At 43.8% G+C, this 19,668-nt stretch carries 14 protein-coding genes; 4 read left to right on the top strand and 10 right to left on the bottom strand.

The window, feature by feature from the left end; genetic code table 11:
- Positions 1–309: 309 nt before the first annotated feature.
- From V7K41_RS10710 to V7K41_RS10665, 10 genes are all read right to left on the bottom strand, one after another.
- Positions 310–1,038: a HEAT repeat domain-containing protein gene (locus V7K41_RS10710; protein ID WP_334847897.1), complete on the bottom strand. Its 729-nt coding sequence runs from the start codon at positions 1,036–1,038 to the stop codon at positions 310–312.
- Positions 1,039–1,208: 170 nt separating this feature from the next.
- Positions 1,209–2,054 carry a HEAT repeat domain-containing protein gene (locus tag V7K41_RS10705; protein WP_334847896.1) on the bottom strand — a complete coding sequence of 282 codons (846 nt, stop codon included), beginning with the start codon at positions 2,052–2,054 and terminating at the stop codon, positions 1,209–1,211.
- Positions 2,055–2,315 carry a phycobilisome linker polypeptide gene (locus V7K41_RS10700; RefSeq protein WP_334847894.1) on the bottom strand — a complete coding sequence of 87 codons (261 nt, stop codon included), beginning with the start codon at positions 2,313–2,315 and terminating at the stop codon, positions 2,055–2,057. It lies immediately after the preceding gene.
- 75 nt (positions 2,316–2,390) lie between these two features.
- Positions 2,391–3,260: a phycobilisome linker polypeptide gene (locus V7K41_RS10695; protein ID WP_334847892.1), complete on the bottom strand. Its 870-nt coding sequence runs from the start codon at positions 3,258–3,260 to the stop codon at positions 2,391–2,393.
- A 143-nt stretch (positions 3,261–3,403) separates the two neighbouring features.
- A complete protein-coding gene (locus V7K41_RS10690) occupies positions 3,404–4,216 on the bottom strand; it encodes a phycobilisome linker polypeptide (protein ID WP_334847890.1) in 813 nt (270 codons plus the stop codon).
- A gap of 652 nt (positions 4,217–4,868) precedes the next feature.
- Entirely contained in the window at positions 4,869–5,360 is a 492-nt protein-coding gene (gene cpcA / locus V7K41_RS10685) for a phycocyanin subunit alpha (RefSeq protein WP_334847888.1), read from the bottom strand.
- An 87-nt stretch (positions 5,361–5,447) separates the two neighbouring features.
- Positions 5,448–5,969 carry a phycocyanin subunit beta gene (locus V7K41_RS10680; RefSeq protein WP_334847886.1) on the bottom strand — a complete coding sequence of 174 codons (522 nt, stop codon included), beginning with the start codon at positions 5,967–5,969 and terminating at the stop codon, positions 5,448–5,450.
- A 610-nt stretch (positions 5,970–6,579) separates the two neighbouring features.
- Complete coding sequence (gene hpnH, locus V7K41_RS10675) at positions 6,580–7,599, bottom strand: adenosyl-hopene transferase HpnH (protein WP_334847884.1); 1,020 nt, start codon at positions 7,597–7,599, stop codon at positions 6,580–6,582.
- Between the two features lie 42 nt (positions 7,600–7,641).
- Positions 7,642–8,694 carry a hopanoid-associated sugar epimerase gene (gene hpnA / locus V7K41_RS10670; RefSeq protein WP_334847882.1) on the bottom strand — a complete coding sequence of 351 codons (1,053 nt, stop codon included), beginning with the start codon at positions 8,692–8,694 and terminating at the stop codon, positions 7,642–7,644.
- On the bottom strand, positions 8,694–11,402 hold the full coding sequence (locus V7K41_RS10665; RefSeq protein ID WP_334847880.1) for an efflux RND transporter permease subunit: 2,709 nt from the start codon (positions 11,400–11,402) through the stop codon (positions 8,694–8,696). Before V7K41_RS10665 ends, hpnA begins: the two co-directional genes overlap by 1 nt.
- A 660-nt stretch (positions 11,403–12,062) precedes the next feature.
- Here V7K41_RS10665 and V7K41_RS10660 point away from each other — a divergent pair.
- The 4 genes from V7K41_RS10660 to V7K41_RS10645 all read left to right on the top strand — a co-directional run bounded on the left by V7K41_RS10660 (position 12,063) and on the right by V7K41_RS10645 (position 19,652).
- Complete coding sequence (locus V7K41_RS10660) at positions 12,063–12,740, top strand: 5'-methylthioadenosine/S-adenosylhomocysteine nucleosidase family protein (protein WP_334847878.1); 678 nt, start codon at positions 12,063–12,065, stop codon at positions 12,738–12,740.
- Positions 12,741–13,215: 475 nt separating this feature from the next.
- Positions 13,216–14,928, top strand: a complete 1,713-nt coding sequence (locus V7K41_RS10655) for a putative bifunctional diguanylate cyclase/phosphodiesterase (protein ID WP_334847876.1) — start codon at positions 13,216–13,218, stop codon at positions 14,926–14,928.
- Positions 14,929–15,504: 576 nt separating this feature from the next.
- On the top strand, positions 15,505–19,074 hold the full coding sequence (locus V7K41_RS10650; protein WP_334848008.1) for an N-6 DNA methylase: 3,570 nt from the start codon (positions 15,505–15,507) through the stop codon (positions 19,072–19,074).
- Positions 19,071–19,652, top strand: coding sequence for a Uma2 family endonuclease (locus V7K41_RS10645; protein ID WP_334847874.1), 582 nt, complete (start codon positions 19,071–19,073; stop codon positions 19,650–19,652). The genes V7K41_RS10650 and V7K41_RS10645 overlap by 4 nt, the downstream gene beginning before the upstream one ends.
- Positions 19,653–19,668: the final 16 nt, after the last annotated feature.

The following is a 19,668-nucleotide window of genomic DNA, read 5'->3' as shown; positions in this document are numbered from 1 at the left end:
GCTAAGAGGTACACGTCACATCAGAAAGATTTGGGTCTTGGAAATGGAAACCAGGACTTCCCATCAAAGAAGCGAATGTAAGCACCAATACAACTACGGAGTTCTGAAGGCTATCCCCGATGAATTGGCAGATATACAGCAGTTTTCGTTTGGATGAAGTACAAAGTCACTAGTTTTGAGACAGGAGGCAGGAGGCAGTTATGCTGGAGGGAGAAGAATAATTTAATTTTTGAGTCCTCGGTTTTGTACCTCACGCTTGTTGCAAACTGCTGTAACACCATACCGCAAGCGCGGTTGGTGTTTGGTGATTTACCGTCTGCCACCACCACGATGAGGTATTTCAGACACTTCAGTATCTTCTAGCTTTCTTTTCGGTGCAAAAACTTCTTGATGTTGTTGCGGCTGAATTTTTTGCTGTGCAAACTTTACACGGGTGCGAACTCCCACATCGGCATCGGTATCAAGCATTTGCTGAAGTTGATTTGTAATCCGCAACGCTTGCTCGGGTAAAGTGGTTGCTATGGTAATGGCTAGTGTTTCTAAACTCGTCACTGCTGCATAGCGTACTACCCATTCTGGATCTTGAGAAATTAGTAATAACGCCTCTAATACCTGAATTTGAACAGATTCCACTTTCTCAGAAGGTACTTGATGCCAGCGCAAAGTGCCTAATCCCCTGGCAGCTGCTCGCCGCACACTTAAGGAAAAATCGTTTTTTGCTGCCTCTAACAAGGTATCCAGCGCCCGAATATCGCCAATTCCCGCTAAGGCACGAATCGCCCAGGCTCTAGCACTGTAGTTATAGTCATCAATTAGTTCCAATAGTGACGGTACTGCGGCTTCCCCGATCGCAATTAGTCCATCTACTGCCGCCACTGCTGCCCCTGGATTGTTGTAGCCCAAAGCTGCAATCAGAGTGGGAACAGATTCCTCGATACCAGCTGCCGCTAACTCCTGAACTGCGTCTAATAAGCGATCCGAGGAGTCTGCTTCTTCCACAGCACGGATTAATATTTGGGCAAGGTCACTGTTGTTCATAATAATTTTTCATGAGTCATTAAGGATCTGCCAATTGTAGCTTAAGTCCTCCGTAGTTGACATCATACATAAACCCCCTAGCCCTGATTTTGCAGTTGGGTTGGGGGTTTATCTGTGCTAAACATTTGCTTTAAACGTATTAATAACAACTAATTCCTGGAAAATTATGACTACAACAGCGAGTCCATCAAATTTATCACTTTAATCGCACCTGCTGACAAAGTGTTTGTTGCTGTGTGATTAACTTGATGTTCTAGTAATCCTTTCAGAGAAATTAACTTCAAGCTATTTTCGGCAAGAGTTTCGGCGATCGCATCTGCTGCGGCTAGATAGCCAATCGCTCCCAAGTCTGCTAAAACTGCTCGACGCAATTGCAATTTATCTCCTGCCAGAGCTTTTACTAACCGTTCTCCATAAACTGGTTCTTGGGTTAATTGATACATCGCTCGTGCAGCAGCATATTGCACCAATTCAATTGGATGCTCTAAAAATGGTTTTACCAAAGGGATGCACTCAGTCGCCATCAAGGCTCCCAAGGCTTCTAAAATGGCCTCGTAGGGTTGAGATAAATCAGGCTGTTTTGATATCAGCTGCTCTCCCTGCAAACCTACTTGTAATCGCTCACTCAGGGCGGGAATACAAATCGGATCGCCCAGCATTTCTAAGGATTGTACCGCTGCTTCCCGGACATAAAAATCTGAGCAGTCTAAACACGCAATTAAAGGTGAGACTGCCTGACGATCGCCAAGTTTCCCTAAAGCCCTAGCTGCGTTCCGTCGCAGAGGATACCCGCCTTCTGGTGTTCTGTCGGCTTCATCCTCTAACGCTCTAATCAATCCTGTAACGGCAGCTGCTTCACATATCCGAAACCTACCCAACCACCAGGCAGCATAAAAGCGCAGACCTAAATCTGCACTCTCAAGATTAGCGATCGCTTGCTCTACTGTTAAAGATTCACCATCGCCAGAGTTACCTGTTGGTGATAAATCTTCAAATTTCTGCGGACTAGAATTCATTTATGAAGAAGGAGAAGCGCTTTGTTGGCTATTTGTTTGAGGTACAGCATTCAATGGCTGAATGCTGACTATTTTGCCACCCAAGCGAGTAATTCGCTGCATCTCTTGATTCATCCGGTTCTCAGGTACTGTGAAAAACACAGTGGCACTAGAACGAATAGGATAGTTGGTTTTTTCAGTTTCTTCGATTTGGCGCAGACCCACTACTTCATACCGAAAGTAGCGACTATTCGTTGTTGTACTACTAATTGCTCCAATCATAAAATTAATTCCTAATTCTAGATCGTCATTAGTCGTTTGTCCTTAATAATGACTATTGACTAATGACTATTGACACTAAAGAGGTTTCACACTAGCTATTTTACCACCTTGTTTTAACACTCTCTGGAAGTAACTAGATAGTTCTTCATAAGGTATAACCACCGCTTGATTGACGCGGCGTGTGCTGGGATACCCAGCTCCAAAAACACCTGCCACTTCAATGCGGTAAAGTCTGCCTTCTTTACCAAAGGTTCCCGCACCACCAAAAGTACTGTTGGGGGTAACGCCTTTTTCAGAAGCAACGTATGAAAAGCCTGAGGAAGCACCAGAGGGAGGAACAACGACGGATGCACTATTGCGACCTAGTTCGCTAGCAAGGCGGGAGGATTTGCCTTTAAGTTGGGAGGTATCGCTACTGGCATAGCCGCGATAAAGTTGGAATATCCGGCTAAATCCGACAGTTTTTTGTCCTGTTTGGGTTTCAAAGCCGCGATAGTAAGGCACTATATTTTCACCAAAGTTAGATTGATACTCTGGAGAATCGATATAAGAATCAATGTCGGCTTCATATCCCTTGGTTTGATACAAGTCTAAGTGATAGACGACATCAGACTCATCATAAGGGGCACGACCCAACAAATGTTTGTAGTTCAGTTCGATGACACGAGTTTGGAAGTTGTCGTAGAAAAACTTCGATTTGTATAGTTCTGATTTAGCTACTTGACGCACAAACTCTTGTACTGTATTTTTTCTATCGCGCAGGATAGATTCAGCACTTGTCAGGCGGTCAGATGCCAATATGTAGTTGTTGCCCAAGACTTGACGATAGACGGCAGCAATTACTCTCTCAATGTCTTCTTTGGTTGCATTCGGACGCAATTCCACAGGAGACTGATCGGTAAAAGGTTCTGTTCCCAGACGGGAAGCTGCTGTTGTAATAGCCATTGGTAATTTTCCCTTTGTAATTAATAATTGGGGACTGGGGATTAGGGATCGGGAATTGGGTACTGGGTATTGGGTATTGGTTATCCCCTTTCTCCTCTTAGTCCCCAACTCCTAGTCCCTAGTCCCCAGTCCCCAGTCCCTATTTATACGGCTGTAATGCTAATAACCTTACTGCCCTTACGATTCAACTGCTGCAATTTGCTAGAAAGTTGCTCGTAGGGTACGATCAATTCCGCAGTACTGCGCCGTACTACAGCTGAGTATGGGGAAGCTGCTTGTAGCACTCTGATCCGGTATGTTTCGCCGCGACCACCTGTTGAGAGACCTGTTAAGGCTCCGGCAGAGACTGGGTAAATGGGTGAAGCTAGATTTTTAGCCACTTCCCAGGTTAGCCGTCCTTGTTTTTGTCCTTGAGCGCGATCGCTATTGGCATAACCCCGATACAGTTGGAACAGTCGGCTATAGCCAACGTTTTTCTGCCCTACTTGGCTTTTAAAGCCTCTGTAGTAGGGCACAATATTTTCACCAAAACTCTCTTGATATTCTAATGAGTCAATGTAGGAATTAATCTCAGCTTCGTAACCTTGTGAGTTGTAAAGCTCAACATGGTACGAAATCTCTGACTCATCTTCCGGGGCACGCCCCAATAAATGCTTATAATTCAACTCGATAAACCGAGTTTGGGAGTTGGAGTGGAAAAACTTATCCCGATAGAGTTCTGATTGAGCGATCGCTAACACAAATCCCCTAACGGTGATTTCACCTTGCTGCAACAGTGATTCTGCACTCTCTAGACGATCTCCTTCTAGTAGATATGCATTACCCAAAACCTGACGGTAAGCCGCCCTGATTACCACTGCCACATCCGCCTCTGTTCTATCTGGACGTAGTTCTACTGGCGCTGAATTTTCAAACGCTCCAATCCCTAATCTTGCTGCTTGTCCCAAAGCTGCCATCTTTAAACCTCCTCAGTTTTAACTGCAAAACTGAAAATTTTTTAGAAAATTTTTTCTAGTCTTTTAACAGTCTTTTTGAAATTTACACTCACCTTACCTAAAATAAGGTGATTTTTAAGACATTGGTGTCTTAATATCCTGTTTCCACAGGTTCCCAGGCTCACCCTACGCGTTTGGCAGTCCCTGATGGGGGAGAAACCTCTAGACGTTTTCTGCCAGATACTGTACGTAGCTTACTTCCCTGTAGTGGACGCAGACTCGCTAACTTGCGCTAGCGTCAAGGAAGAAGATTGCGCTCGCTGCCTCTACCACATTTGCCACAAGGACGTAGTGATATCTCCTTACGTTATTTCGGGCGTATACTTTCCCCCAGTCCGAGGGTAGGTTTTGAAATCTTGTACTGATAAAAATATTGTGCCAATTGACGGTAGCTTAAAAGAGGCACTGAATTGCAAACTTTCTTAAAGTTGTAGCAAGTACCGTGCTACGTCGGTAGCTTTCATCCTGTTCTAAAGCAAAAAATACAGAACTACGTTCCTCTTTCTCCAGGGTTTTCAGCTAGCTTTTCTTAAAAAACTGCCCGGAGAGGTAAACAACTCATAGAACTTACTTGTCATAAGAGCTGATTTCCTCTCCGGGCTAAAGAAACACTCTAGCTTAGAGTATTGATTACATAGTCGATGTAGGAATTTGCTTCAACACCTGGATCGCCGCTTAGACCGTGGTTAGCTTTGATGTACTTGAGAGCTTCAATGTACCAGCTAGGAGACAGTTCAAAAGTCCGGTTGATTTCAGCCAAGCCAGAAATCAAGAAATCATCCAAGGGGCCTGTGCCACCAACAACTAAAGCGTATGTGATAATCCGCAAGTAGTAGCCTACATCACGTACACACTTGCCTTTGCCGCGTGCATCAGCCGCGAAGTTGGGGCCTTGTTGTTGAGTGGTGTAAGGGTACTTGTTATACACCGCTTGAGCTGCACCTTCGGTCAAGCGTTGAGCATTGGCGCTCAATGCTTTTGCTGCTTGTAAGCTAGCTGGGGCTTGGCGGAAGCGACCAAAAGCAACTTGAATTTCAGTGCTGCTGAGATAGCGACCTTGAGAATCAGCCGATGAAATTGCTTCCGTTAGAGGTGTTTTTGACATTTTGCTATTTCCCTTTCACAAACTTTATGCTTGAAATTTTGTTTTGTCCTATGGACAATTATTTACTCAACATCAGCAATGCTTGGCTTAAGCCACAGCAGCAGCAGCACGATCGAAATAGCTAGCTATTTCAGATGACAGAGCGCTGCAATCTCCTCTGGTGATGTTATTTGGATCGTTGACAATGGCCAGCGAAGCTTGTTTCAGCTTTTGAATACCAACAGCAACTGATGCTCCTGGAGTTCCCAATGCTAAATAGGTTTCCCGCAAACCATTGAGGGCACGGTCATCTAGTACGCTGGAATCGCCAGCAAAAATAGCGTAGGTGATATAGCGAAGAATGATGTCCAAGTCTCTGATGCAAGCAGCTGCACGACGGCTGGTGTAAGCATTACCACCAGGAGTGATCAATTGGGGTTGTTCTGCCCACAAATCACGAGCCGCAGCAGCAACAAGAGCAGATGCATTGCTGGTAATACGGTTCACGGCATCTGTACGCTTGTTACCATCTTTGACCATTTCGCTCAATGCATCTAATTGTGCATCGGTGAGGTATTCTCCACGTGTATCAGCTTGGGAAACTACTTTTGCAAATGCATCTAAAACCATTGCGTTAAATCTCCTAATTTGCTTGGTTAAGAATAATTGGACTCAAAACTGAATGGTTCAGTTGATTTTTGATGTCAGCACTGCCTGACGAGTTACGAAAGGTTTAAAACAGACACCCAAGAAATAAGTTTACGATCTCCAGGCTTTCAGATTAAAACTTTTGTTAAAAAACTTCAAACTTCTGTGAATGACTGGAAAACCTGATTAAGATGTTGTTTTTTACTTCCAAGTTCTCTTTATACAATGCTGCCGTATCATTATTTATTACAAATTATTGTTATGTTTGTGAAATTTGTTTACATAACTTTATATTTATGTATCTGTTTAGTTTACGAGCCGATCGCTGCTCCGTGGAGGGACATACGTGTAGCATTTACTGTCACTTTGTAGTTATATATTATGTAAAATTACCCAAATTTATTTTGGACAAAGGCAATAACGCGCTTGAATGCTTGGGGATCGGATTTGGCTGAGGGAAGTATCGCAATATCTCTAAATAAGCATCCTCCTTTAACTCTTATCGCGTATTGTTGGGCACATTCCAGTGCAATCATAATCCTTAAAGGGTGCGTAGGCATCGCACCCTTTAGTATGTAGCATTTACTACTTGCTAATTCCTGCCAAACACACTGCCAAGGGCACGCGCCATATTTTGTGGTTGCATTGCATCCATTGCGGCGGTGGGTTCGTAGCCGCAGTGAACCATACAATCGGCACACTTGGGATTACCACTCTTCTGGCCGTATTGACTCCAGTCAGTTTGTGCGAGTAATTCTTTGAAGGTAGAGTAATAACCTTCATTCAGCAGATAGCAAGGTTTTTGCCAACCGAAAACGCTATAACTAGGGCTACCCCAAGGTGTGCATTCGTAGTCCTTCTCGCCAGTGAGAAAATCTAGAAACAACGGATTGTGATTGAAGTTCCAGTTTTTTTCACCACTTTTGTATGGAGCCAGAATTTCTCTAAAGAGGGCGCGGGTTTGTTCGCGGTGGAGAAAATGATCTTGATCTGGTGCCCACTCGTAACTGTAACCGGGAGAAATCATCATCCCGTCGGTATTTAGTGTTTCCAGAAAGTTGAAGAACTCTTGCATATCTCTAGGTTCAGTACCTTCAAAGATAGTGGTGTTAGTGGTGACACGAAAACCTTTAGCTTTAGCGGCACGAATGGCTTTGACAGCAATATCAAAAACACCTTTGCGATCGACGCAGCGATCGTGTAATTCACGCATTCCATCTAAATGCACGCTGAAAGTCAGGTAAGGGGAAGGTTGAAACTTATCTAGGCTCTTTTCTAACAACAAACCATTGGTACACAAGTAAATATATTTCTTGCGCTCAATTAATCCCTGGACAATCCGATCAATCTGGGGATGCAGCAGAGGTTCTCCTCCAGGAATTGAGACAACTGGTGCGCCGCACTCTTCGACTGCGGCAAAACACTGTTCTGGGGTGAGATTTTGCTTTAATATTTCCTTCGGATGTTGGATTTTACCACAACCAGTACAAGCGAGATTACACCGAAAAAGAGGTTCCAACATCAAAACTAGAGGGAAGCGTTTACGTCCTTTCAACCGCTGTGTAACAAGATACTTCCCAATATCTATAGCTTGTTGTATATTAACTGCCATTGTTGCGATCGCTCCTCTTTTAAAGATAAATACACCACTTTCTCAACCCCAAGATTTATCTGTGGGGTCTTCAATTTTGAATTTTGAATTTTGAATTTTGAATTCCCCAAAGGGGTTGACATATCCCTGAGCAACAAACCAATCCACAGCATCTTTGAGTGCGGCGTTTAGCGAAGATTGGGGTAGACCCAATTCTCGTACAGCCTTGGCAGCATTGTAATACATCGGTTGTTTCGCCATCCGAACGCCATCCAATGGCACTGAGGGCGATTTCCCTAATGGTGCGAGAATTTTTTCATCAACCCAGGCAACACTCAGGGGCAACCAAGCGGGTACTCTTTGTTGAGGTGCCCTCAGACCTGTGATATCGGCGAGTTGTTCGAGTAGTTCTTTGAGACTGAGGTTTTGATGACCTAAGATATAGCGATCGCCTGATTTACCCCGCTGCAAAGCTAGTAAATGCCCCCACGCCACATCTTGCACATCGATAAAATTTAGACCAGTATCCAAGTAAAAAGGCATTTGCCGTCGTAAAAACCGCAGTATTATATCACCCGTCGGGGTAGGTTTGATATCCAACGAGCCAATGGGGCTGGTGGGATTGACTATAACTACCTCCTGACCTTTAGCAGCAGCTTGTATAGCTTCTTGTTCAGCCAGAAACTTAGACTTTTTGTAGTTACCCACCAACTTTTCTAAGGGACTCTGATGTGTTTCATCGACAACTTCCCCTGACGATCCTACCCCAATCGCTGCCACTGAACTCGTGTAGACGGTGCGCTCAATGTTAGCCTTGCGAGCTGCTGCCAACACATTGCGTGTACCCAGGACATTGTGACGGTGCAGTAACTCCCGGTCTGTTTGCCAGAGGGAATAATGGGCTGCGACATGAAATAGGTATTGACAACCTTCTATCTGTTGCCAAAGATTTGGATCGTTCAAATCGCCTTTGACAATTTCCACCTCTAAACCGCGTAAATTCTCCAAATTGCTGCTATGGCGTACCAGTACTTTGACTGCATATCCCTGTTGCAGCAACAACCGTACCAAATGGGCACCAATAAAACCCGTACCCCCCGTGACAAAAACCTGCATCAACTTCCCCCCCTCTTCTCAAATCGGGGAAACCAATCATCCAAAATGGTATAGACTACTGGCACAACAATCAAACTGAGGATAGTTGAAGTTACTAGTCCACCTGCGATCGCTACAGCCATAGGCGATCGCAATTCCGAACCAGCACCCAAACCTAAAGCGATCGGTAGCATCCCTAAAATAGTGGAAGCTGTGGTCATCATAATTGGTCTGAGGCGCACTAGTCCGGTATTAAGGATCGCCTCGGTGCGCTCTAAGCCAGCGTTGCGTAACTGATTAATGTAATCTACAAGCAAAATGGCATTTTTATTTGCCAGCCCCAGCAAAAAGACGAAACCGATCAATGAGATCATGCCAAAGTCGCTCTTGGTGATTAGTAGCGCCAACATCGCCCCCACTAGTGCTAAAGGCAAAGAGACACCAATAACTAGAGGGTCTACCCAGCTTTTGAATAGTAAAATTAGTACCACAACAATACATAGGGCAGATAGAGCTAAAGTACTGCCGAAACTGCTAAAAACCTTACTTTGGTTAGCAGAGTCTCCCCCTAAATTTAAAGAAACATTAGATGGTAACACCGCGTTTGCTTCAGCTACTACTTTGTCGGTGGCATCACCCAAAGACAGATTATTGCCAAGATTAGCACTGATGTAGGCTACGCGCTGATTATTCAGACGCTCGATTTGAAAAACCGTGCCCTGTGGATTTGTTTCACCTGTAACTGTAACATCAGCGAATCCCGGTAGCCTTTGAATCCTTTCTTTAATTGCTTTGACTGCTTTGCTCAAAGCTTGGAGATTATCACCTTGCAATGCTATTTGCAGGGGTTTTTGACCGCCAGAATCGACAAATTGAATATCTTCAACACTAGTAGTTACCCCAGAAAGAACAGGTAAGGAGGAGCGCAACTGATCCTGTAGTTCAGCGGTTGTGATTGTGCGGTTTTTCTTTAACTTTACATATAGTGTTCCTTTATTTGGTTCACCCTCACGAGAACCAACAGTGGTAAATACCGTTTCAACTGCCGGTGATTTTCTGACTACATTTTCTAATTTCTTCGCAACCTCAAGAGAATCGTTCAAGGGATTGGGAATTGGGGATTGGGGACTGGGGACTGGGGACTGGGGACTGGGATTTATCCCTTGTTGCCCTGCTCCTCTGCTCGCCTGCTCCCCTGCTCCACTAGGAATACTCGGCAAAGGAGCCGTATAAGCAATATTAAATTCGCCGCGATCAAGTTTGGGAATAAACCCTTTAGGAATTAGTGGAATCAGTGCTATTCCTGCAATGAAACTGAGTGCAGCTAACCCGATAACTATCTTCCGGTGATTTAAAGACCAACTCAGCAAGTTTTTGTAAGATTGGGTAAACGCTACCCAGATTTTTGCTTCCCGACGCGGGGAGAGGGATGATTTAGGTTTTAACCAGTAGATAGCCAGAACTGGAGATAAAGTCCGAGCAACTAGCATAGAAGCAAGCATCGCGGCGGATACAGTGATGCCGAAGGGCTTGAAGAACTGACCGATTACCCCACCCATCAAACCTATGGGTAAAAAAACTGCTACTGCTGTTAAAGTGGCGGCGGTAACTGTCAACCCAATCTCATTTGTAGCTAAAAGCGCTGCTTGGCGAGGAGTTTCTCCATCTTCAACGTGTCGCATGATGTTTTCCACATCGACGATCGCATCATCAACAATGCTACCAATCACCAAAGCTAAAGCCAGCAGGGTGATTGTTTCCAGGTTGAAGCCGAAAATCGCCATGACGATAAATGTCGCCAACAAAGATGTGGGAATCGCCAAGGCAGAAATGAGAGTTGCCCGCCAATTCCATAAAAAAGGAAAAATTACCACTATCGACAACAAGACTGCTTCCAGCAAGGCATCGATTGTTGACTGGGTGGCTTGGCGGATATATTCTGCTTGAGTGGCAGCTAAGGTGAGGTTAACATCCTTGAGGGTAGAGCGTAGCCTTTGAACTTCTTTCTCAACCCGACTCACAACTTCCAAGGTGTTAGCACTACCGCGTTTGATTACCTGAAATGCAAGCGCATCTTCACCATTAAACCGGACTAATGTCGCCCCACCTTGGGGAACCGTTGCACTCGCATTCGCTGGATTTACCGGAGGAGTTGCCGTAGCAGCGCCTAGTAATGAGACTTTTAGGACTCCTGGTAGTTTAGCGATCGCACTAACAATCTCATCTTGCGCTAACTTCGTCAAATCTTTGAGATTCCGCGTGGGACTCTCTATGGCATAACTAATGGCGGCTGACTCGTTTAGATTCAGAGGAATAATTTTAGAAGTTCCTCCTTGAGGTAGATTCAACTGCTTCAGGGCAGTTTCAACCTTTTTGGTCGATGTTTCTAAATTCGTCCCAACGACAAAAGAGAGGCTAACAGCAGTTTGACTAGGATAGGTGGATGAGCGGATAACCTCCAGTCCTTCAAGGGAGCGGAGGCGTTCTTCTAGGGGTTTGGTGAGCTTCGCTTCTGTATCCAGGGCAGTTGTCAGGGGAGCTGTAGCATTTACAACCACCACTGGAAAGGTAATATCTGGAAACAAGGCATACTTAAGGGAACTGAAAGCTAGAACACCAGCTACCGTTACGGCAATCCAAAAACTCACCGTCAGCCACGAAAATTGAATCGCCAATTTGGAAATATTGAAGAGTTCTCGTGCGGATTTGGAGTTATGAAACTTTACCATCTTGGAAAATTATCGTGTGGGTGACACAATTATTTAGTCATGCTACAGCAATCATCTTCGGTTTGCGAATTTTGGTTACAAGAGAAGGCAGAAGGCAGGAGGCAGGAGGCAGGAGGCAGGAGGTAGGAGGCAGGAGGCAGGAGGCAGGAGGCAGGAGGCACAGACCGTAATGGCTTCTTTTGTCTTTTGCGCTGTCTATCTCATACAATTCTTCTTTTTAAATTGCGGCTCTATACTCATAATAAAAGTTTTCAATCATACTTCTTTCCTCCTGCCTCCTGCCTCTTAAACAGCAATATTACTTATTGTCACTCAGATATGACCCAATCTTGAATGCAAAAGGAAACTTCAAAGATCAAACTTGGTTCTGTTGAACATAAGGAATTATTCTGCCAAAGCTTTATGGAAAGCTACAGGGAATACGAGCCTGAGAATCTTCGATAGACAGATTTGGACATACAGCCTTGAGTTTCCTATGCAGTATTCCCTTCTGGGAGAAAGCTTTGGATACACAGCGGCAAACCGGAAAAGTAGTTAGTGGTTAGGCAGCGACGGTGAGCGATCCTATTTTACAAACTGCGTAGGCGTAGACCATCGTAGACATCGCCCTCCGCACCCTTGAGTTAATACCCAAATGCAAACTTGAAACTATTGAGACTAGTGTCTAATTTTTTGCCCATCAACACAATTCTGGTGCCTCAGGGAGCAGAATATAAAGCTGTGTGTCGCGGATTAAGCGGCATTACTACCTCCATCCCAACGGTAGTAGCCATACCTGTTGGAATGAAGCCTTTACTCAAATACCTGCAACAAGGAGAATTTCTGACTCCAAAATCCAGAGTGCTGATTATGGGTATATGTGGCAGCTTGAGCGATCGCTACACAGTTGGTGATATTGTGCTGTATCAAGATTGTGTTTATCAGGGGAAACAGCAAGAATGCGATCGCACTTTTGTAGCACAATTGCACTCTTCCGTATCAGAAAAAGTATCTTTGGTCAAGTCACTGACAAGCGATCGCGTAATTTGGTCTGCGCCCGAAAAACGCCGTTTAGGTGAGACTTTGGCGGCTGATGTTGTTGATATGGAAGGATTTACCGCTTTAGAATTTTTCAATGCGGCTGGGGTGTCTGTGGCAATGCTGCGAGTAGTCAGCGACGATTGTCAGCATAATATCCCCGATCTCACACCAGCAATTAACTCTGATGGTTCTCTAAACCCGTTTTTGTTAGCGATCGCCATGCTTCGACAACCACTTGCTGCTACTCGCTTGATTCGAGGTTCATTAACAGCATTAAAGGTATTAGAGCAAGTTACAAATCTACTCTTTTCAGGTTAAATCTTTTACAAAAGATAGCAATTTTAAAGCATTCGTGAAAATCTATTTTCATTCTCTTTGCGTTATTTGCGTCTCTACCGCTAGTTAAAAAAATTATTTTTTAACAATAAAATCAGAAAATTATACAACAGATTATCAAGAAAAGTGAGTTACACAACGATTCGTCTGTTAGCCAGATAGAAAATGTGTTTTACTCCTAAATTATGAATTCTGTTGTATATTTTTTGTTTTTATATCACTTGAAGACAAACTAATAATAAACCTAATTTAGGTATTTATTATGTAATTGTTTAGAAATAAGCTTTACAGAAACTTTATCGTTATACATATCAAATAGAAACCCATATTGGGAAACATAATATATGACCTTATCAGGGTTGGGTTCCATGAAAGCTAATTGCACTGAATTGTCAATCAAAAATACCCTTTTGTCAGAATAGCTCGGAACTAATTTACTAACTATCGAACAGAATTTATGAAGCTCAATGACAAGCTCTATCTATACTCGTTTCTAGCTAGTTTTCCATTGCTCAAAAAAAGTTACACCGCTAAAATCATGTTGGTGGCATTTTTGGGTACTCACATACCACTTCTTAGCTTACTCTTGAGTTTCGTCATCTCAAACTCCTATTCCTTGGAGATGGCGATTCGAGTTATGCTTATTGCTCTGTTGGCTACCTTAGCGGGTACAGCCGCCACCCTCTACGCCCTACACCACCTCCTCAAACCGGTTATTTTGACATCTGCGGTATTGCAAAATTATCTAAACACCAAAACCCTACCTGAATTGCCCACAGAATTTGCTGATGAAGCCGGTACATTGATGGCGGATACCTCACAAACTCTTCACAAATTAGATGAGTTAATTCATTACATCAGTAATTATGACGATCTAACTGGATTGCCCAATCGTGATTTATTTTGCGATCGCCTCTATCAGATTTTATCTCAACCTGAAAACACCCAGCGCTTTGTAGCCGTCTTTTTACTAGGTATTGATGATTTCACTGCTATGAGTCATGGGTTGGAGCATCAAACAATAAATTTGTTGTTAAGAGCAGTTGCTCAGAGGTTATCACCCTGCATGGTACAAACAGATATTCTTGCCCATTTGAGTGGAGATGAATTTGCCATTGCCCGCATAGACATTGTTTCTTTTGAAAGTGTGATTAAGCTATCTCAGATGCTGTTAAGCACCCTGAGCAAACCCTTTTCTATAGAAGGGAACTTAATTCATATCACCGCCAGCATCGGCATCACAATTAATGGAATAAATGAGCGTAATAGCGTCGATCAACTTTTGCAACAGGCTCATATAGCACTATACCAAGCGAAGCGGCAAGGGCGTAGCAAATACCAATTCTATTCACCGGAAATTAATGCTCAGTTGCAGGAGCGAATAACTTTAGAAAACGAATTACGCGGAGCGCTTGAGCGCAATGAACTGCTAGTTTATTATCAACCTCTGATTGATTTACATAGCGGACAAATTACAGCTATGGAAGCGTTGGTTCGCTGGCAGCATCCTACATTAGGTTTGGTTTCTCCAGCAAAGTTTATTCCCATTGCAGAAGCCAATGGTTTGATCCTACCAATTGGTGAATGGGTCTTACGAACTGCTTGTGCCCAAAACCGTGCTTGGCAGATTGCTGGATTTAATCCAATTCGGATATCTGTAAATCTGTCAGCTCGACAGTTTGAACTACCGAATCTGGTTGAGGTCGTCAGTCAAATTCTTAAGGAAACTGAACTCCAAGTATCTTACCTGGAATTGGAAGTGACAGAAAGCTTCTTGATGGCTGATATGGAGCGATCGGTTAAAACCTTAAAACAATTACGAGAACTGGGTATATGGTTGGCTTTAGATGACTTCGGTACTGGTTATTCCTCCCTTAATTACTTGAAGCGCTTTCCTGTGAATATGCTCAAGATCGATCGGTCATTTGTACAGGATGTCACGTCCAATCCTGATAGTGCTGCCGTCACCAATGCGATTATTGCCCTGGCAAAAAGCCTGCGGTTGAACATCACAGCAGAGGGTGTGGAAACCCAAGAACAGCTTGACTACCTGAAAATGCAAGGATGTGATGAAGGTCAGGGTTACTACTTCAGTTGTCCTGTGCCTGCCGATCTAATTACCCCGATGTTGCAGAAAACCTCTCAGCAGATGGAGACAATTGCAGTATAAGTGGATGCCTAAACCATTACAATGTGTGCCATTTTGCACCTATCTCGGCGGCCACCCAAATACTTGCAAACCACTACGTACTTAGATTGAGATTCTTTTTGTGTGGAAGCCCCGCTTCCACACAAAAATTGTCTGGGTTTAGCCGCATTAGAATCCAATACAGTTCGGTTAAGATCCCCCCGCCTACGGCGACCCCCTTAAAAAGGGGGTAAAAGAGGGTTGTGAGCAAGCCTTTTTAAGGGGGGTTGGGGGGATCTTCGAGGAATAAACACGTTAACCGAACCGTATTGCATTAGAATCCATTGGCAAATTCGCAGTAGTAAAAGGCGAGGCTAGTCCTCTAGGAAACTGCGATCGCACAGATCAAATAGAATCAGGGTGATCTGTTCAGCAAGAATATACCAGGTTTATTGAATTTAGCCATTTTCAAGATACCAGTTAGACAAGGCTCCTCAATAAGCGATCGCCATTAAAGAATTAAGGAAATTTATCAGGCAGTGACTACAATGGCGCTAAACTCTTATGACGAAGAAGCCCTTAGAGTCAACCTGATAGCCCCTGATGAAATTAGCCGATATCCTCAAGGACTCAAATTACAAGCTGTCGCAGTTTACGATCGCTGAAATTGAGCAGTTAGAGCAGACCATTACTCTCAAGGCGACCAAAAACGGGGAGGTTCCTTATACGGTTTGTTTGGTGCGCCAAAAGGCGATTAAGCTAACGCCAGAGGAGTCAATTCGGCAACTATATTTACGGGTTTTGAGCGATCGCTTCCACTATCCCCTCGGTCGCATTCAGGTTGAGTATGGGGTGAACTTTGGGCGAGAGGTGAAACGGGCAGACATCGTGGTCATGGACAAAGACCGTCCCAACACGGTTTACACGATCGTGGAGCTAAAGAAGCCAAAGCTGAAGGATGGGAAAGACCAGCTTCGCTCTTACTGCAATGCCACGGGTGCGCCGATCGCGGTCTGGACGAATGGCGATCAAATTTCCTACTACCAGCGTAAAGACCCCAATTATTTTGAAGACATTCCGGGGCTGCCCAATGCGAATCAAACCCTGGCGGATATTCTCCAGATCAAGTTCACCCTGGAAGACCTGATCGCCAATGACAAGTTGGTGAAGGAGAATAAATCTCTCAAGACCTTGATCGAAGAAATGGAAGATGAGGTGCTAGCAAATGCTGGGGTGGATGTCTTTGAGGAACTGTTTAAGCTGATTTTCACCAAGCTCTATGATGAGTGGTATTCCGGGCAGGGCAACCGCCGATCGACCCGTTCTCTGGAATTTCGCAATACGGGACAGACGGAAGCCGCACTAAAAACGAAGATTCAGGATCTCTTCGACAAAGCCAAGAAGAAGTGGGAAGGGGTGTTTAGCGAGGATGCCAAAATTAGCCTCACGCCGTCTCACCTATCGGTCTGTGTGTCGTCGTTGGAAAATGTGAAGCTGTTTAACTCCAACTTGGATGTGATCGATGAAGCCTTTGAGTATTTGATCAACCAGAGCAGCAAGGGCGAAAAGGGACAGTTTTTTACGCCGCGCTATGTAATTGATCTGTGCGTGAAAATGCTGAACCCGCAAGAGGATGAGTACATGATCGACACGGCTGCGGGGTCATCGGGGTTTCCGGTGCATACGATTTTTCATGTGTGGCGGCAGATTTTAGATGATGAGGGATTGTCAGCAAGTCATTTGTTTTCGCTGGAAGATAAACCGCCCCGGTGCAAAGAGTATGTGGAAGACAAGGTGTTTGCTATCGACTTTGATGAAAAGGCGGTGCGGGTGGCGCGGACGCTGAACCTGATTGCGGGGGATGGGCAGACGAATGTGTTGCACCTGAACACGCTGGACTATGAACTGTGGGATGAAGTCACCGAGCAAGATGATTGGGATGACATTTACCATGAGGGGTTCAAACGGCTGAAAAAGCTGCGACCGAAAGGCAGCAAGGACTATCGAGAGTTTCAGTTTGATGTGTTGATGGCGAATCCGCCCTTTGCAGGGGATATCAAAGAACCGCGCATGATTGCCCGCTATGACCTAGCGAAAAAGCCGGATGGCAAGTGGCAAAGTAAAGTAGGGCGCGACATTTTGTTTATTGAGCGCAACCTGGACTTTTTGAAACCGGGGGGTAGAATGGCGATCGTGCTTCCTCAAGGACGCTTTAACAACTCTTCCGATAAGAACATTCGAGATTTTATTGCAGAACGCTGCCGGATTCTTTCAGTAGTGGGGCTACATGGCAACACCTTTAAGCCGCACACAGGCACAAAAACCTCAGTGCTGTTTGTGCAGAAATGGAACGACGACCCCAAAGCAGGCGCACTCTGCCCCCGACAGGATGACTACAACATCTTTTTTGCCACAATGCGAAAGTCGGGGAAGGATAACTCTGGAGACAAGATTTGGCGCAAGATTTCATCGTCTACGGCTGCACCACCCGATGATGAACTCAGCGACTTGATGCCGCCTTCTCCGGTGCAACGAGTCGTTGGGGTAGAAGGCGATTTTTTGCAAGATGAACACGGTCATTTGGTGGTGGATCATGACCTGTATAACCACGAAGGGCTGACGGAAGACGGCATTGCTGAAGCCTTTATTGAGTTTGCCAAAAAGGAGAACTTCAGTTTTTTTGAACCCAGCCCATCTGTTATGCCGTTTGATGCTGTGAGGTATCAGCGGTTGATGGATGGGCTGGAAGCAACAGAATTAAGCTGGAACGATGTTTTAGATAACAATATCTATTTCAGAATTGATTCTGAATACTATTACAAGCATTTTATAGAATCAGACAAAATAATTCGCAAAAAAGTTTTCAAAAAGATAAATGAATTTGCCACTGTTACAGACGGAGAACATGGATCACCAGATTTAGATGAATGCAGCGGAATAATTTATTTGTCTGGACAGAATGTTAAAGACAACTGCCTAGATTTATCCGACATACAATATTGTTCAGAGAAGCTACACAAAAAGAATCTCAGGTCTTCCGTCAAAGTTGGGAATATCTTGATGTCAATAGTTGGAACAGTTGGAAATGCCAGCGTCATCTATGAAGAATTTACTGGGAACACAGATAGAAATGTGGCTACTATCAAAGATATAGACTATAATTTTTCTCCTTATTTTATATCTACTTTCCTAAATTCATACTATGGAAGATCTCAAACTGAGCGGCTTTCTACTGGTAATGTTCAGCCTTTACTAAACTTACTTCAAGTCAAATCGATTTTAATTCCCAACTTAGATCAGAAGTTTCAAGCAGGAATTAGGAAATTGATTGAAACTGCTCATGCTCTAAAAAGTAGATCATCTGATTTCTATCAACAAGCTGAGGATTTGCTGTTGTCGGAGCTTGGCTTGAAAGACTGGCAACCCACGGAAGAAACCGTTGCCGTCAAGAGCTTTGCTAAGTCGTTCTTGTCCTCCGGTCGTCTTGATTCTGAACACTATAAACCGAAGTACGATCAAGCTGTAGAAAAAATCAATAGTCTGAATCCTATAGAAATTATTCATCTTGAAGATATTTTAATCGATATCACCAATGGTCACACTCCTTTAAGACATGATTTGAGTATTGGAGATGTAAAGTTTTTAACTGCCGAACATATTCATGATTTCAAAATAAATTATGAAACGCAAAAACGTATTTTAATATCTCATCATCAAACCGAATTAAAACGAACACATTTTAACAATGGAGATATTTTGATAACAATCAAAGGGAAAGTCGGAAATGCAGCAGTTGTTGAAAACTTAAATCAATTCATCAACATTAATCAAGATGTAGCATTGTTACGCCCCAAATTTGGGTTTAATCCTTACTATTTAGTAGGATTTCTCAATTCTCAGCTAGGAAAACTACTGATTGAAAAAGCATCTACTGGACAAATTAATCCATTTTTAAGCCTTGGAGCTTTGAGAAAGTTGAGCATCCCAATTTTTGCTGAAAGTAAAATGCAAGAACTTGGAATTTTAATTAAATCAAAAGTCGAGGATTTTCATCAAGCTGAACTAAAATCCAAACAACTGCTGGAAATTGCTAAAACAGGAGTAGAACGGGCGATCGCAACCGATGAAGCGACAGCCACAACTTGGATAAACCAACAACTTGAAGCCTTGGAGGTAGAACTGACATGATTGCTCAACCTGAGATCAAACAGTACACCATTGATGAGTATTTAGAACTTGAAATCGCCTCAGAAATACGCAGCGAATATTGCGATGGAGAAATTATTCCAATAACTGGTGGAACACCCAACCACAACGATATTGCTGGAAACTTGTATATTTTGCTTAAATCTGCCCTAAAAGGCAAAGACTACCGGACTTTCTATGCCGATCAACGACTTTGGATTCCAAGTGTCATCCTATATACCTATCCCGACGTAATGGTTCTGCCCAAACCCTTAGAACTTCAAACTGGACGCAAAGATACTGTGATGAACCCCTGCTTTATCGCTGAAGTGTTGTCTAAGTCGACCCAAAACTATGATCGCGGTGAGAAATTTGTTGCCTATCGTACAATTTCCACCTTCCGAGAATATCTGCTGATTGATCAATACCGTACACACGTTGAGCATCATGTCAAAACAGCCGCTCATCAGTGGCTATTTTCAGAATACGACGACCCAACTGTTACCCTTTCTTTGAGTACCTTTGAGTTTAAAATTCAAATTTCAGAACTTTACGAAAATATTGATTTTTCGACCGTTTGAGTTGAATTGCTAAAAC

The sequence above is a fragment of the Nostoc sp. genome (genome assembly GCF_036917415.1).
Classification (GTDB): domain Bacteria; phylum Cyanobacteriota; class Cyanobacteriia; order Cyanobacteriales; family Nostocaceae; genus Nostoc.
Note: the sequence above shows the minus strand (reverse complement) of the source record. Positions and strands in the feature narration are given on the sequence as shown.

Coding starts and splice junctions, on each gene's coding strand:
- V7K41_RS10710 (WP_334847897.1), bottom strand. CDS start 1,038: ATGAACAACAGTGACCTTGCCCAAATATTAATCCGTGCTGTGGAAGAA.
- V7K41_RS10705 (WP_334847896.1), bottom strand. CDS start 2,054: ATGAATTCTAGTCCGCAGAAATTTGAAGATTTATCACCAACAGGTAAC.
- V7K41_RS10700 (WP_334847894.1), bottom strand. CDS start 2,315: ATGATTGGAGCAATTAGTAGTACAACAACGAATAGTCGCTACTTTCGG.
- V7K41_RS10695 (WP_334847892.1), bottom strand. CDS start 3,260: ATGGCTATTACAACAGCAGCTTCCCGTCTGGGAACAGAACCTTTTACC.
- V7K41_RS10690 (WP_334847890.1), bottom strand. CDS start 4,216: ATGGCAGCTTTGGGACAAGCAGCAAGATTAGGGATTGGAGCGTTTGAA.
- cpcA (WP_334847888.1), bottom strand. CDS start 5,360: ATGTCAAAAACACCTCTAACGGAAGCAATTTCATCGGCTGATTCTCAA.
- V7K41_RS10680 (WP_334847886.1), bottom strand. CDS start 5,969: ATGGTTTTAGATGCATTTGCAAAAGTAGTTTCCCAAGCTGATACACGT.
- hpnH (WP_334847884.1), bottom strand. CDS start 7,599: ATGGCAGTTAATATACAACAAGCTATAGATATTGGGAAGTATCTTGTT.
- hpnA (WP_334847882.1), bottom strand. CDS start 8,694: ATGCAGGTTTTTGTCACGGGGGGTACGGGTTTTATTGGTGCCCATTTG.
- V7K41_RS10665 (WP_334847880.1), bottom strand. CDS start 11,402: ATGGTAAAGTTTCATAACTCCAAATCCGCACGAGAACTCTTCAATATT.
- V7K41_RS10655 (WP_334847876.1), top strand. CDS start 13,216: ATGAAGCTCAATGACAAGCTCTATCTATACTCGTTTCTAGCTAGTTTT.
- V7K41_RS10645 (WP_334847874.1), top strand. CDS start 19,071: ATGATTGCTCAACCTGAGATCAAACAGTACACCATTGATGAGTATTTA.